The organism is Mycobacterium colombiense (assembly GCF_003284935.1).
In the GTDB taxonomy this organism is placed as follows: Bacteria; Actinomycetota; Actinomycetes; order Mycobacteriales; family Mycobacteriaceae; genus Mycobacterium; species Mycobacterium arosiense_A.
Window position 1 is genome coordinate 61,581 of record NZ_QMEV01000020.1, and the last position, 15,254, is coordinate 76,834.

The window sequence follows — 15,254 nt, forward strand, 5'->3', positions numbered from 1 at the left end:
ATTTCGGGTGTTTGTGGAATTGATCTCGGTATCCGCGGACAATTGAACCTTCGATAGACACGTTGACCGTGATTGCTACCACGCCGCGGATCGGGCATCCCAGGACAATCACTAACGGCGGGAAACATTAGCCCCGCGGAGCGTCGCAGATTGTTTGCGCAACCGGCGCACACCAGAGGGCGGAGCGGTAGTCGCTTGAACTGTCACACACTTCCGATAGCGTGGCCCTCGTGCCAGATGGCGACCCTCAACCAGGAGAAGCGTACCGAGCGTCGCCGTCCACGTCCGTCAACAGTGATGTGCACGGGGGCAACTCTCGGCCATGCGCGGTCGTCGAGCGACTGGAACGGGTTGCGATGACCCTTGGGCGGACTACCAATCCCGAGAAGGACGCCAGAACAGTCGCGTCACCGGCAAATGCTGCCCTGAGTTTCACCAAGGACGGATTCTGGCAAGACCGATTCCAACGCCCGATCTCACGCAAGTTTTGGGGCACGCCACACTTCGTGTACCTTGGCCTGCTGCCCGAAGCTGAGGCAGCGGATCTCGCAAGGTTCTGGGAGATGACCGATTTGCTCGGCCGGAAGGGGCAATAGTGGCGCCTTTGAGACTGTTGCCGCAGTTAACCGAGAATGACGTAGCAGTCATCGAAGCTGCCAAGGCAGATACATCGATGCCAAGCGTCGGTGATCTGTGGATGCTCGCATGGGATGGTGAAGAGCTTGGGCTCGCACTCATTGCGGCTGTTCGACAGGGTTACATATTGATCTGGCCGGTGACCGATGTTCACCTGGCCGCATCTGCACCCTGCTTTCGTCTCCAAGTCGATGGGTTGGCCGCCGATTTCAACGTCTGGCCGGAAGCGGAGGCCGGTGTGTCGAACGCTCTCCTCTCCCACCGAATTCGTCCAATGACCATTTCGGACAAAGTGATTCGAGGCCTCCACGCCGCAATTCGCGGCGAAGGTGACATCCCGTCCGGCGTCGAACTTGTCGGGGCACGAGACGATGCCACCTCCGAAGACGCTCTTGCAACAGTGTGCGATTTCGTCGTCGCTTTGAGCGATATCGAGTGGACCGAGCCGAGAATCGGACGAAGCCCGTTCTCTCCCGACGCCCTCGTCGAGCAGGGCATAACAATGCGCGAAATCGCCACACAAACCTCAGTTGCCCCGGCCTCCGCGCGCGCAATGTTCGATGGCAAGCGGGTAGTGCCGGCTGATCTCGTTCTCGCAATCGCGCGGCGGCATGACGTTGCACCCGGCTCCCTGATCGGTCCGCTGGCCGGGATTGAGGTGGCTGCAATCGATCATCCACGGCGCAAGGCGCAGATAACCGAGCTAGCTGCTCGACGCCACGTGGATGAAGCAACTTCACGTGCCGAAGTCTGGGAGGCAGCACAACGCGCGGCGCGGATAAGCTCCCGGGATGTGTCTGTCGAGGCCAGAGTGGACCAAGCTGTTCAAGATCTCTTGAATGAAGACCCACCTTTACAGCAATGACCGCATTTGGAAAAAGCTCGGCGACGATCGACTGGGCATTGCCACGCTTGAGGATGCTGTTCCAGCACCGGTATCCAGAAGCCGCAGAAGTGGCCCATTTAGACGCCCGTGCGGCTATCGCACGATGGAAGATGTTGTCTTTATTGAGGACCCGCGGCCGAGAGTTCGGTTGTGTCAAATCGATGCCACTTACGACCCCGAGCCACCGACTATTCGTTGGCGCCCTCTGGGTTCCCGCCGCGACAACTTCACCCTGCTCCACGAGGTTGCTCACCACCTACTCGCCTTCGACGAAGAGTGGTGCTTCGACGTCGCACCCGCGCTCGGCGAACAGACTAGCAAGTACGCAGAAGAATCAATCGCCGATGCTTTCGCCGCCGACGTGCTGATAGACGAAGAAACCGCGAGTAGTGCTTTCGCGTCGGGAGTGACGTCTCAGGCTTGCGTCGACCTATATCGCAGAACTGCCGCATCAGCAACCGCGTGCCTGGCTCGCGCTTTGAGCCAGTCGGGTAACAGATTAGTTCTCCTGACTGATCTCGAAGGGCGCGTGTGGTTCGGTGCGACGACTGGCGAGCCATATAACCCGGGCCGGGGAACCATTCAGCCAGCGATCGCATCTGCGGCGGAACATGCGTTGCGGACCGATGGGTCGTATCGGTTCTCAGGCGGCGAGGGCATTCGGTATCGCTCCGGATCTGCTTTCACCGCGGTGAATATTGACGTCACTGTTGAAGGTGGTCTCGTGTTCGCGATCGTTGAACAAGCCCAGCGTACGCGCCACGACTACGACACGTACGAAATGACTTGCCCGGAGTGCGAAGAAGACTTAACGTCGGCGGACCTTTGCCAAAAATGTCGTGAGCCGAAATGTGTTCGCTGCCGGGCATGTTCATGTCCCCGACAGCGGGCTCTATGCGACGTTTGCTTTCTCGAACTACCCATCGCGGCCGCCGCGAAGGGAATAACGGTCTGCGACAACTGCTCTTGACCCTACCGGGAGCTACGGTTCGGCTCGACTCCCCGCGAAGACCGCCGGGGGTTGGTGCAGGACGGAAACTCGCGTCAGGCCATTGACATCGTCCCGCGTGAGAATGCCGCCAGGATCCTCTGATGTGTCTGACGAGGTAGCGTTCTAGTGCCAGGCTCACCGAAAGGTGTACCGGGGCGTGCAGGAGCATCGGCCAAGAGATCGTCTAAACCAGCGCGTGCGACCCATCAACAATCCATGCGTAGCTCGGGTGCAAGTCACAGCCAACCGGCCGAACGCGGAATTGAACTCGTCCAACTGGTCAGCGCCGGACAACGGGTGGATGGCAACTGTTATACGGTTCGTTTGCCCCTGCCAAGAATCGACGGTCGACGCTTGAATGGCGCCGGTGGGGAGTTCAAACTTTTCGATGAGTCGATCCGCCATATCTTGCGCGTCGTCCACGGCCTGATTGCGAGTAGCGAGCACGACAACCAACGGGTCACTGCGCTGCTCGTCTGCGGATGACACGACGTTGTCTCCGGCAGGGCGTCCATCGACGTCGTACGTCTTTTCACGACATGTAAAACCGCCCGCTAGAAGCTCTTCCAGAAGCTGCTCGACGACCGACAGGAGTGGCTGATCGATGTCAGCAGCCTCTGGGTCATCGAGACCTTCGACTTCCAGCAGAGTCGGGCGCCCACTTGCAACCTCCGCCCAGACGGCAGACGCGCGAGCACTCATGACCGGCAAATCGATGGTTCGGTCGCCGGGAGCACATACGCAATCGAGCCGGTCCCAGTCTGAGTAGAACGCACGCCACAGCGGTAGCTGCTCGGCGGTAGGGCGCCACACAGCGGGCAAGTCCACGGCGAAGGTCGTCTGTTGATCTTCGAACGCCGTCGGCCAGGCGCGGTATGGGTTGTACCTGGAGTCGCCGCGCCATGGGTTGGCGCTCGGGTCTATGGGCGGCAATTGCCCGACGTCGCCGACGCCGAAGCTCACCGGGGCGAGTTTCTGCACCTTGTCGTAAAGATGGAGCGCCATCTCCCACGCCTCGTCAACGAAGAGGACGTCGAACGTTCGTTCGCCATTCGCACCCGGACCGAGATGATCTGCGAGCCTGCGACTTTCGCCAAAGACGCCGAGCTTTGCTGCGACAGAGATCACCACTTTCACGCTCGCAGGGATCTCGCTCGTTCGGTGCGCGAGGGTGACAGCGGCGACGAGATCGTCGTCCAAATTCGGAAGATGTTTGTCAGAGATGAACAGGCATACCGCATCGCGTCCCATCTCCGATCCAAGGCGACGGGCGAGAGCGTTGACTTGCTTGTTCTTGAAGGCGGTGACCGCGACCCGCAGGCAGTTTGGACTCGATAGCGCCTCGTGCACCATTCGAACCAGCGCGTAGGACTTTCCAGCACCCGCCGCCGCGCGCAGCAGCACCTTCTCGTAGTCCTCAGCCCCGCTCAATCGGAGCATGAGCGCGTGGCGCGCCTGCGCCGCGGCATCGGTGTTGCCCTGCGCGGCGAGCTCATGGTGCAGCGCATCCGCTAGCTGCACACCAGGTGGTTCGAACTGAACGGCTATGACGTCACTCCAAGTCGTCCATCGTTAGGTCGTCGGGAACAGAACCCGCATCATCTGCAACCGTCATCTCGTCATCTGAGGTAGCGATGTCGAACCGCTCGTCATCAACTATCGGCGGCCAGGTTTGAGGATTCAGCTCTCCGCGCTCACGACGTGCAGCGTCATCGTCGGCACGCTCGGCCTCCGCGTGAGCATGGGATCGACAACACCACAAGTGGGCGGCAGGGTCCGTCTCATACGAGGTCGGGGTGCAGTCGCGCTTGGGCGCGGCGTTGGAGTCTTGCGACGGCCTGCTGACATTCAGTTCATGTCCGTTCTTCAATACGCCTTTGAACCACTCTGCGTCAGCGAGGACGACCTCGTCACCGACCGACACTGTCGGCCCAACCACCGGGGTCCACACCAGGTCTGGCTCGTCGTCCTTAGCAAGAAATCCGATCGACAGTCCCCCGAGTTTGAAGGCGCCGGCATTCACGACCACAGTCGTGGACTCCTCCTCGACGACAGGGCGTCCCGCGACGTGCAATGCTACGACCTTCTTCCCTTCCCCGAGGCGGCGCGACCTAACGTTCAGCCGCAATGGATCCAGTCCAACGACCACTGCCATCGCGAGCTGACGGACCCCCGCGTCCTTCGCGCGATCGGTGGCGTAGCCCACGTCACCGAGCGCGGTCACCTGTTCTGCGCACGTCACGTCAGCTTCGAGGATGTCCACCTGAGCGTTACGCCACCACCTGTAAGTGAGTCCAAACCGCACCAGATCGGACGCCTCGAGTGCTCGGCGCCGACCCCAGACCTCCTGGGAATCAGCCTCTAGTCGTCGGTGCACATGCCGAAGCTTGGAATCCTCAACGCCGGCGAGCAGGGCCAACGTTCGCTCGACAACGTCGATGCGATAGTCGAGAGCCTCGTCAACGAGATCTCGGTAACGGGCCTCGTCACCCTCGCTGGGCCTCGCCTCACGATGAAGCGCATCGGAGGCTGCTGTCGAAAGCCTTGCGCCAGGCGTGTGGTACGAGTCCGCGATCGCATCGGACACCGCTCGGTGATCCAGGGGCGTCGTGGCCTCCGCCCAGGTAAGGAGGTAGTCAAGGCGGCCAGAATCGAAGGCGGGTCCTCCTGCGACGACGTGGTTAGCCAACGTCTCCCGAATGTTGACTACCGGCCGGCGTAGGGCAAGGGCACGTGCGCGGTCCTCTTCCAAAAGAAAGCTGACCGCGAGCCGCGCGTCGTCACTTAGCGCCGTCGGCATCGTGGCCGGCTCGCCATCGAAAGTGAGCAGAGGACGGCCTTGCTCTTCATCGCGCGTCCATCGCAGTCGGCTGAGTTCTATGCCGGCGAGAGAATCCGCAATGGACACGAGCACATCAGCGGTCGGCGGATCCGGCACGGCTATGTGGACCGGATGATGCCCGGCGGCCAGCGCGTCCCGCACGGCTGCGCCTACAAGGTTCATGATCCGATGTCGCGTCTGGTTCTCATTTGTTCTGAGAAACGCTTCGCGCTCCCAAGGCTCCTGGCCAGTGCCATCGATTCGTTGCAGCGCGATTCCGTGCACTCCGAGCGCAGCCGAGTCTGACTTCAACAAGACGATGTTGATCGAGCCAGGAAGACCAGCAGGATCGATGCGACGTCGGCCGGTCCATTCTGGCATTCCGGTCACTGTCGCGTGCACGTTGGCCATGACCCGCGCCGACGCTTGCCCCACCTCACCGCTCCCGTCAACCAGGCCAAGGACGGCAGGTCGGACAGGTAGATCTACCCCGATCTCGACTAAGACGGCTCCTGGTTCTTCCGAGCGCCTTAGCTCGTCGCGGCAATATCCAAACAGGTTGCATGTCGAACACGTCCGCGGGTTAAATGTCGCCTCGATATGGCTCATGTAGTCAAGCAGTTCGTCGGCGTCGACGACCTCACCATCGAGCTCTCGCATCGCTTCAAGTCGCTCCTTAGCGCGAGCGCGCACTTCGGCCCGGTGGTCAGCGAGATCCTCCACGATTGCTTCGGGCCGTAGGTAAGCGTTGCGGGGAACCGCGAGTGCACCGTATTGATGGACTTCCATTCCCTTTGGAAGCTTCGACCACCGTGCTGCGGATTCTGCCCCCAGTGCGACCTGCAGAAAGCCCTTCAGGATGCGGACGTCGTCGATCCGAGAGCGCACCCGTTCGTAGTCCTTCGCGTCGCCCATAATCAGCCACGAACCGACCATCCTCCCGGCGCGTTCTCGCGGACACACGATGGCGAAATCAGGCCTGATCGGCGTCGCGCGCGGGTCGTTCTCCAGATCCAAGAACGGAATGGCAAGACGAGTGATCATGCTCGCCTCATCCTCGAATTTTGCTTTGAGGTTCGCTTGGCCAAGCACCTTGAGGGTGGTCGCCACGGAGTCGCCACCGTCATACCGTCGCACCTGTTTCGGGCGGTCGAGTCCCAGCAAGCCAACGGCACGCGTCAGCAACTGGGCCACGAACGCATCGGCATGCACGAGACGTTCGAAGGTCATCGCCCGGACCCATCGAGCCTCGGGTATACGGCCGCCGGAGTCGGGAAAGCCCGCTAGCCTCGCCAAGGCGCGACGAGTTACGCCGGTCAGAAGTGAGTCAGTACGACGAAATCGCTCACATGATGCGTGCGCCGAGGCTGCTACGGCGCTGCCACCGCCCCCCGAGATCAACGAACTCACCTACACCCACCCCTAAATCTGCGACGACCAAGAATATGCCGAGCTACCGACATCGGCTCGTAGTTCGACGACTCAGTCATCGAATGTGTCGCCGTCTTGGGGTAGGAATGGAGCCCATGACCTCCTCGATCTACGAAATTCTGGACGAACTGCGTCGGACCTCTTTGTCGGAGTCAGACAAGGGCTCGAAGTTCGAGCGTCTAGTGAAGGGTTACCTGCAGGTCGATCCCGTGTGGAGTGATCAGCTCTGCGATGTGCACCTGTGGTCGGAGTACCCCGGCAATAAGGGCAAACACGACACCGGGATTGACCTTGTCGCGAAGGATCGCAATACAGGTGATCTGGTCGCGATCCAGTGCAAGTTCTTCGCGCCACAAACAGTGGTGTCCAAGCCGATGATCGATTCGTTCCTATCCGCGTCAGGGAAGGAGGGATTCAAAGAGCGGATCATTTTCTCGACCACGGAGAAGTGGGGCACCAATGCCGAGGACGCAATCCGGGGCCAGGCCGTCCCAGTGCGTCGGGTCGGCCTGTCAGATCTCGAGAACTCCCGCGTCGATTGGGGATGGTTCTCGCTCGACAAACCCGAAGAGCTTCGGCTCGCGGATAAGAAGGTGCCACACCCGTATCAGCGCGTCGCCATCGACAAAGTCAAGAATGGCTTCGCCGACCATGATCGCGGCAAGTTGATCATGGCGTGCGGGACGGGTAAGACGTTCACCAGCCTCAAGTTGGCTGAGGAGACCGTCGGTGCGGGCGGGAAGGTTCTGTTCCTCGTGCCGAGCATCAGCTTGTTGTCTCAGACAGTGCGCGAGTGGGTGTCTAATGCCGACCTTCCGCTGCGGCCGCTCGCGGTCTGTTCGGATCCCAAGTCGACTGCCCGCAAGACCGGCAACGATGCCTTCGAAGACATCTCGGTGACAGACCTTGCGTTGCCCGCCACGACCAACGTCAAGGTTCTTCAGGATCGGTTCGCCGACGCGGAGGCTGACGAGAGGGCAATGACCGTCGTGTTCGCGACCTACCAGTCCATCGACATCGTGGCTCAGGCACAGAAGGGTCGCCAACAGTTCGATCTGATCGTAGCCGATGAGGCGCACCGAACCACGGGAACGACGCTCGCCGGCGAGGATGAGTCGGCGTTCGTGCGGGTACATAAGAATACGTATCTTCCTGCGGCCAAACGGATCTACATGACCGCCACCCCGCGGATCTACGACGATTCGTCCAAGACGAAGGCCGGCGAGGCCAATGCGATCCTGGCGTCGATGGACAACGAAGAACTGTACGGTCCTGAATTCCACCGCCTCGGCTTCGGTGAGGCGGTCGAACTCAACCTGCTCACCGACTACAAGGTGCTCGTCCTCACTGTCGACGAGGAGTCGGTGGCACGGACCTTTCAGCAGTTGCTGTCGAATGACGGCAACGAGCTGCATCTCGATGATGCCGCGAAGATCGTTGGGTGCTGGAACGGACTGGCCAAGCGCGGCAAGGTCGAACACTCCTTTGAACCCGATTCACGACCCATGCGCCGCGCGATCGCCTTCGCGGGAAACATCAAGGACTCCAAGAAAATTGAGGAGCTCTTCCAGTCCGTCACCGATCACTACGTTGGCGCCACCGACCAGGAGAACTCCGATGGCTCCTCACCATTGAGGTGCAGCGTGCAGCACGTCGACGGCACGATGAATGCATTGGAACGCAACACAAAACTCGACTGGCTCAAAGACGAACCGTCCGAAGGGTCCTGCCGCATCCTCACTAACGCCCGGTGCCTATCCGAAGGTGTCGACGTGCCTGCACTCGATGCGGTCATGTTCCTCTCGCCCCGCAAGTCTGTCGTCGACATCGTCCAGTCCGTGGGCCGCGTGATGCGCAAGGACGACGCCAGCGGCAAGCAGTTCGGCTACATTATCCTGCCGATCGGCATCCCCGCCGGCATGACACCGGAAGAAGCGCTCAAGGACAACAAACGCTACGCCGCGGTGTGGGAAGTGTTGCAGGCCCTTAGAGCGCACGATGAACGCTTCGACGCACTCGTCAACCGGATCGCGCTGTCCAAGGCCCGCGACACCAAGGTCAACGTCATCGGTGTCAAGGACTACACCGATGGCGGAGAACAAGGTGCACTCGACCTCATCTTCCGTGACCTCGACGCTTGGCGCGACGCCATCTATGCCAAGGTCGTGCAGAAGGTCGGTTCACGCGAGTACTGGACCGACTGGGCCAAGGACGTCGCCGACATCGCCCAACGTCAAATCACCCGCATCACAGCCCTTCTCAAGGATCCCGCCACCGGGGTTCGCGAGGAATTCGACACGTTCCTTCAAGGTCTGCGAGGTAACCTCAACGACGGCTTAACCGAATCCGACGCTATCGACATGCTCGCCCAACACCTCATCACTCGGCCGGTGTTCAACGCGCTGTTTGCCGGCGATGAGTTCTTGGACAACAATCCGGTGGCCCAAACGATGGAGCGCATGCTCGCCGTGCTCGATCAACACGACCTCGACGCCGAAAACGAGTCGCTGCAGAAGTTCTACGACTCGGTGCGCCGCAAAGTCGCCGACGTCACCGATGCTGAAGGCCGCCAAAAACTCATCGTCCGGCTCTACGACACATTCTTCTCGACGGCATTCAAAAAGACGGTCGACAAACTCGGAATCGTCTACACCCCGATCGAGATCGTCGACTTCATCCTGCACTCCGCCGACGAGATCCTGCGCGACCAGTTCGGCCAAGGCCTCACCGACGAAGGCGTTCATATCCTCGACGGCTTCACCGGCACGGGCACCTTCATCGTGAGACTCCTCCAAAGCGGCCTCATCACACCACAAGACCTCGCCCGTAAATACACAGAAGAACTGCACGCCAACGAAATCCTGCTGTTGGCCTACTACATTGCCGCTGTCAACATCGAAACGTCATTCCTCGGGCTCCAACGCGACGGACAATCCGACACAACCTACGAGTCCTTCCCCGGGCTCATCCTCACAGACACCTTCCAATCCTGGGAAGACGACGACACACCCGACCTAGACGTCTTCCCGGAGAACAACGAACGTCTCGAACACCTCAAGTCACTCCCCATAACCGTCATCGTTGGCAACCCGCCCTACTCTGCCAAGCAGTCGTCCGCTAACGATGCGAATGCCAACACGTCGTATCCAGGTCTAGATAGTTCCATACGTGATACTTACGCCGCACGCTCGACGGCAAAGAATAAGAACTCGCTTTACGACAGTTACATCCGCGCAATAAAATGGGCTAGCCTTCGGATTAAAGAAAGAGGGATCGTTGCCTATGTTACAAATGGTGGATTCCTAGAGTCCAATACCGCAGATGGCATGCGCCTATCCCTCGTCGATGAATTTTCGTCAATCTACATCGTCAACCTTCGCGGCAATCAAAAATCTGCAGACTGGCGCAAAGAAGGTGGGAAGGTTTTCGGGACAGGGAGTCAGGCCTCCGTCGCTATCACACTCTTGGTCAAGAATCCAAACCGATCTACGCCAGCAAGCATTCACTACGTTGACATTGGTGATTTTCTTTCTCGCGAGGCCAAACTTAATAAACTCTCTGCAGCGCGATCGATAGCAGGTTTCGATTCCTCGTTGCTGCTCAGTGATTCGAAGGGCGGCTGGCTTAGTCACCTCACCGAAGGATTCGAGAATTTTGTTCCGATAAGCACACAAGACGGCGAAACTGGAATTTTCGCATCCATCTCGAATGGACTCGGCACTAGTCGAGACGCGTGGGTTTACAATTTCAGCCTGTCAACTATCGAGTCATCAATGAAAATCGCCAACGAGACATACCAGAAAGCGCTGGCAGGCAATAGAATAAACGACGCGTCTCGGATAAAGTGGTCATCCTCACTGGAAGCCGCCCTGACTCGCAGACAACACATCTCTTTCGTCAAAGCGCCCGCCCGCCAGGCCATTTACCGTCCGTTTCAACGGACCCACCTATATTCCGACCTGACCTGGTCGCATCGGCCGCGGATCGCAAGGGATTTTTTTCCGTCACTGCAGAATAGTAATGTGGGTATATACATTACGGGGCAAGGTGCTTCAAAGCCATTTAGCGCGTTAGCTGTCGATTCAATTCCGGACCTCAATCTCTGGGGATCCGAAGGAGGACAGTTCCTTCCGAGGTGGTCCTATCTACAGGCAGATGACACCCTCGATGTTGCCGATACGTCCAAAGCAATCGACGGCTTGCTAAGAATTGATAACATCACAGATGACTCTCTCCGAAAGTTTAGGGATGCCACTGGTCACGATTTGACCAAAGATGATTTATTTAGTTACATCTATGGCCTCCTTCATTCGCAGGAATACCGCACCACCTATGCCGCAGATTTAAAGCGATCGCAACCGCGGATTCCGCTCGTAGACAACCCTATTCCTTTTATCGAAGCAGGAAGCGCACTTCTTGAACTGCACCTCGGTTATGAAACAGTTGACCCGTATCCATTAGAGGGTTTAGACGGTCAGCCCGTCGGTGACCCGTACCAATATTTCGCGGTCACCAAGATGGCCTTCGCGAAAATCCGTGATCCCGAGACCAAGAAGCTCGTAGCTGACCGCGGAACCATCAGGTACAACGCAAACGTCACCCTCATGGGTGTCCCGGCGGGAGCATATCGCTACATGTTGGGCGCGAGGTCAGCAGTTGAATGGATCATTGAGCGCTACAAAGTGGATGTCGACAACGCGTCAAAGATTGCGAACGACCCTAACGAATGGAGTCGCGAGGTGGGCGAGCCCCGCTACATCCTTGACCTTCTGGCGAGGATCGTGACAGTCAGCCTAGAAACGATGCAAATTGTTGACGCTCTACCCGCCCTGGCGACCCGGAGTAACCAAGAAACACCAAAACCTGTGCGGAGTCTGTTGTGACTCAGGACTCATGAGGCCCTGAGCAGAAACGAATCCGCGGTTGCGCTTCGTCACAGCGAAGGCGTCTCCTCTATACATTTCGCAACGAATCCTTCGCCGCCAGAACACAGCTCAATAACACCTTCGGCGAGCAGCCGTCGCAACCAAACATCGACTTGGGAGTTGGAGACATCTAACGCCGCCGCAACGTCTTCCACACTCATAGGACTTTGGAGGAGGGTGCGAACGACATCACGCACAGTCTCGAGCAGCTGATCCGCCAACCGGGCAGTGCGATTGTCGTCACATTTTGTTTGGCGTCGACTACTTTCAGGCGGTGAACCAGACTCCACCGATACAGCCGTGGTATCACCCCGAGCCGAAGATGTGGCGTCGAGTGCGATCGGGATCTCCTCAGCTTCCTCGCTACTGGCCAAACTCGGGTCTGCATCAGCCGTAGAGAAAGGCAACCCTGGTTGTGTCCGTTCAACAGATGTGGGGGTCTTGCGAAGCACGGACTCAAGCTCATCGGTGTTCTGCGGGTTGGGCCATGGGTGCGCACCTTTGTCGGCGAGCGCATCCAGCCCAGCAGACTGAGGGCCTGTCGACCTAACAAAGACGGTGACCAGCTTCAGCTTGTCGAGTTGCTCCACCGCACCCGCCCATGTCCCCCCCTTGTTCAGATCCGAACTGACGACCAGCGATGCGTCGGACAATGCGTAGACAAATTTGTTGCGGCGCATGGCATTTCCAACATTGAATCCGGACGCAGGGTCGTATGGTGAAGTCAAAATCAGCTGGCCCGCCAACAGCATGTCGCGGTTGTAACGATTCACCACGGCCTTTTCGAGTCCGTCGGCGAGGACACCGGTTGCTCTGCCGCCGGCATCCAGAGCGCCACGCATGGCTGCCTGATCTATGCCCTTCGCCCCACCTGACACGATCGCGCAGTGTGAGTGCGCCGCGAGCGCACCAACGGCTTGTGTGTACTGAATGAGCGCGTCATCGACGTGGCGCGATCCCACAACCGCAAGCCCGCCTGCATCTAACGATGAGATGTCTCCGCACCCGTACAGGACCGCGGGCGCATCGGCTTTCAGGCGCGACTTCAGCCGCCGCGGGTACTTGTGGTCGGCGCGGCTGACGACCCATATGGCCCTCGCATGCCACCGTTCGACTGCCTGCGCCATTAGGAATCCGCGTCCCAGGAGTCGCTCGAGACGAGCCACCTCAACGACTTGCGCGCAGCTGCGTACAATTTTAGGACCGTCTTGACCAGTCAGATCAGCGGGCTCAAGTTTCAATCCTTGTAGGTGACGTGCCAGCCGGTTGTAAAGACCCGGCGACAGCAAGTCAGGTGATGCCTCACCCTTCCCAGCAATAAGCGGAGCGGTGAGCAATAGGATTGCCTCGGTGTTCGGAGACAACGGGTCTGTCATTCGTCGCCGCCCGATTTAGCAAGCGCCAAGAGATGCACCGGCCCGCTTCCCGCATTCAGTAATTTCCATGCTGCGACTGTCATCGTCCACCGCGAGTCGACCATATCGTCGACTAGCAGCACTGGACCGGGTAGAACAATGGCATCGTCGATGCCCAGCGACCCATCGACGTTCCGCGCTTGTTGCGCACTATTGTTCATGTCCTTCTGAGGGAGTCTCGCGGCTGTTTTTGAGAGGACTAGGCGAAACGGAAGGCCTAGCGCGGCGGCCAGACGTCTCGCAAAATCCGGGACCAGGTCCGGGTGGTTGATTGATGGCATGGCAGTCACCCACGCCGGTTGCGGCTGCGGAGACCACTCATGAACCATTGTGACGCACGCCTCGACCAACTCGTCGGCAAAGCGCCCGTCCTGGTACTTGCCCATGCGTACAAGAGCCCCCCACCCGGCGTCACCCCATAGGCATAGCGCGAGGCCACCGTCCGCCTGGCGATTTGCCGGGATGTTGCCTCGTAGGCCATACGTGGGCAGCCCTCCAGCTGGCCACCTCTTGCGGGCCTCGATAGGCACATGTGTGCGCCTCAAGAACGACACCGCTTCCTGAACAATGTCAGGGTCGACGTCAGTCGATAGCGGCGGCATTCCGGGAGGAGGTACGGCCTCGGCATCGCCGTCGAGGGCGTCAATGAGGAATCGCATGTGCTCCCCGAACGGCAAGTTCACGTACTCCTGCATCTGACGTTGCTCTTGCCGTCTCAGCTCGGTCAGCCGGTCAGCGCGATCCCAGAACTCTTCGCTGAGCGTCGACGCTGTCAACTGCCACTTGCCTCCGACTGTTGCGATCGGCGGTGGAGACTCGAGTTTCAACAACTCGATCGCTTTCTCGATCCTGCCCTTGCGGATGTTCACGAGAGTCGTTAGCTCCGCCGTCGACAATCCATCTGGACTGCGTTCAAGGCAGTCAAGGATCTCTTCGACCTCATCCCGGCTGGGAAATGCGCTTCCGATGAACCAGTCCGTAATATCAGCGTCCTCTGTTCCGCTCAAGAGAACGCCGTACGCCGAGGCGATCGCACGGCCAGCACGACCGACCTGCTGGTAATAGGCGACGACAGACCCCGGCGTTTGGAAGTGGATTACGAAGGCAAGGTCGGGCTTGTCAAAGCCCATGCCAAGCGCTGTCGTTGCCACAAGTGCCTTGATCTCGTTGCTGAGAAGCGCCTGCTCGAGGCTCTCGCGTTCAGGTCCGGACTTGCCCGTATATGCCGCCACAGCGATGCCTCGGCTCTGAAGCCACTCGGCCACCATATAAGCGTCGCGAACTGTCAGGGTGTACACGATGCCGCTGCCCTTGACTGCTTGCAGTTGGTCGGCGAGCCACGCTAACCGGGCCGCCTGAGTGGGCAGGACTATCGACTGAAGAGTTAGAGAGTTGCGGCTTAGTTCGCCACGAATGACGTGGAGGTTTGGACCTAGCACAACTTCGAGATCCGCCATGACACGATCATTGGCGGTCGCAGTCGTGGCCAACACTCGAAGATTCGGAGGAAGGACGCTGATGATCCGTCCAATCAATCGGTATTGCGGACGGAAGTCGTGACCCCAGTCCGATATGCAATGCGCCTCGTCAACGACCAATAGCGAAATCGTTCCTGCAACCGGAGCTAACACATTAGCCGTGAACTCAGGCTTCGAGAACCGCTCCGGAGTCACGAGGAGGATATCGATCTCGTTCGCCACAAACGCCGCCTCAATCTGCTGTCGATCGCTGTCAGAAACCTCAGAATGAAGGGCTTCAGCCACCAATCCCATGCGCCGGGCCGCCTCGATCTGGTTGCGCATGAGCGACAACAGCGGAGACACCAACAGAACAGGTCCGTACCCCGCCTCACGCAGCAGTTTGGTTGCGATGAAGTAGACGAAGCTCTTTCCCCAGCCGGTCCTCTGCACAACTAGGAGGCGACCCCGGCCTTCAACGACGTGCCTGATGGCCTCATCCTGGCCGTCGCGAAACTGTGCGGACGGTATCCCCGAGCCGGCACGCAGCAGTTGCAGCGCTCGCGCCTCGTTGAACTTCATCACTCCCCCTCACAGCCTGGTGGTGATCGTAGGAGAGGGTCTGCTGCACGAGTAGGTGACAACTGAGATGGCTTGCCCGGCGTGGGCAGGCTGGAAGGATGTCACCATGG

Annotated in this window: 7 protein-coding genes; 3 read left to right on the forward strand and 4 right to left on the reverse strand. The window is 59.2% G+C overall.

Translation table 11 applies throughout. The features are described 5' to 3' along the window. Positions 1-595: 595 nt before the first annotated feature. Positions 596-1,501, forward strand: a complete 906-nt coding sequence (locus tag DQP57_RS26610) for a hypothetical protein (RefSeq protein ID WP_133259237.1) — start codon at positions 596-598, stop codon at positions 1,499-1,501. Continuing rightward, positions 1,476-2,492 (forward strand): ImmA/IrrE family metallo-endopeptidase, encoded by a 1,017-nt coding sequence (locus DQP57_RS12110; RefSeq protein WP_112633206.1) that lies wholly within the window; start codon positions 1,476-1,478, stop codon positions 2,490-2,492. The genes DQP57_RS26610 and DQP57_RS12110 overlap by 26 nt, the downstream gene beginning before the upstream one ends. 156 nt (positions 2,493-2,648) lie before the next feature. On the opposite strand, the gene DQP57_RS12115 is transcribed toward DQP57_RS12110, so the two are convergent. Further along, positions 2,649-4,034, reverse strand: a complete 1,386-nt coding sequence (locus DQP57_RS12115) for a hypothetical protein (protein ID WP_240631746.1) — start codon at positions 4,032-4,034, stop codon at positions 2,649-2,651. A gap of 31 nt (positions 4,035-4,065) precedes the next feature. Further along, positions 4,066-6,564: a hypothetical protein gene (locus tag DQP57_RS12120; RefSeq protein WP_205869101.1), complete on the reverse strand. Its 2,499-nt coding sequence runs from the start codon at positions 6,562-6,564 to the stop codon at positions 4,066-4,068. A gap of 296 nt (positions 6,565-6,860) precedes the next feature. On the opposite strand from DQP57_RS12120, the gene DQP57_RS12125 reads away from it, so the two are divergent. Further along, positions 6,861-11,648, forward strand: coding sequence for a DEAD/DEAH box helicase (locus DQP57_RS12125; RefSeq protein ID WP_112633214.1), 4,788 nt, complete (start codon positions 6,861-6,863; stop codon positions 11,646-11,648). A 50-nt stretch (positions 11,649-11,698) separates the two neighbouring features. Here the strand turns inward: DQP57_RS12125 and DQP57_RS12130 are convergent, their stop codons facing one another. Both DQP57_RS12130 and DQP57_RS12135 read right to left on the reverse strand, forming a co-directional pair. Beyond that, on the reverse strand, positions 11,699-12,817 hold the full coding sequence (locus DQP57_RS12130; protein WP_205869102.1) for a DNA-processing protein DprA: 1,119 nt from the start codon (positions 12,815-12,817) through the stop codon (positions 11,699-11,701). 245 nt (positions 12,818-13,062) lie between these two features. After that, positions 13,063-15,144, reverse strand: coding sequence for a RecQ family ATP-dependent DNA helicase (locus DQP57_RS12135; RefSeq protein ID WP_112633215.1), 2,082 nt, complete (start codon positions 15,142-15,144; stop codon positions 13,063-13,065). Positions 15,145-15,254 lie beyond the last annotated feature (110 nt).

Excerpts from the sequence above, each read along its gene's own strand:
- DQP57_RS12110 (WP_112633206.1), top strand. The coding sequence starts at position 1,476 with ATGAAGACCCACCTTTACAGCAATGACCGCATTTGGAAAAAGCTCGGC.
- DQP57_RS12120 (WP_205869101.1), bottom strand. The coding sequence starts at position 6,564 with ATGACCTTCGAACGTCTCGTGCATGCCGATGCGTTCGTGGCCCAGTTG.
- DQP57_RS12125 (WP_112633214.1), top strand. The coding sequence starts at position 6,861 with ATGACCTCCTCGATCTACGAAATTCTGGACGAACTGCGTCGGACCTCT.
- DQP57_RS12130 (WP_205869102.1), bottom strand. The coding sequence starts at position 12,817 with ATGGCGCAGGCAGTCGAACGGTGGCATGCGAGGGCCATATGGGTCGTC.
- DQP57_RS12135 (WP_112633215.1), bottom strand. The coding sequence starts at position 15,144 with ATGAAGTTCAACGAGGCGCGAGCGCTGCAACTGCTGCGTGCCGGCTCG.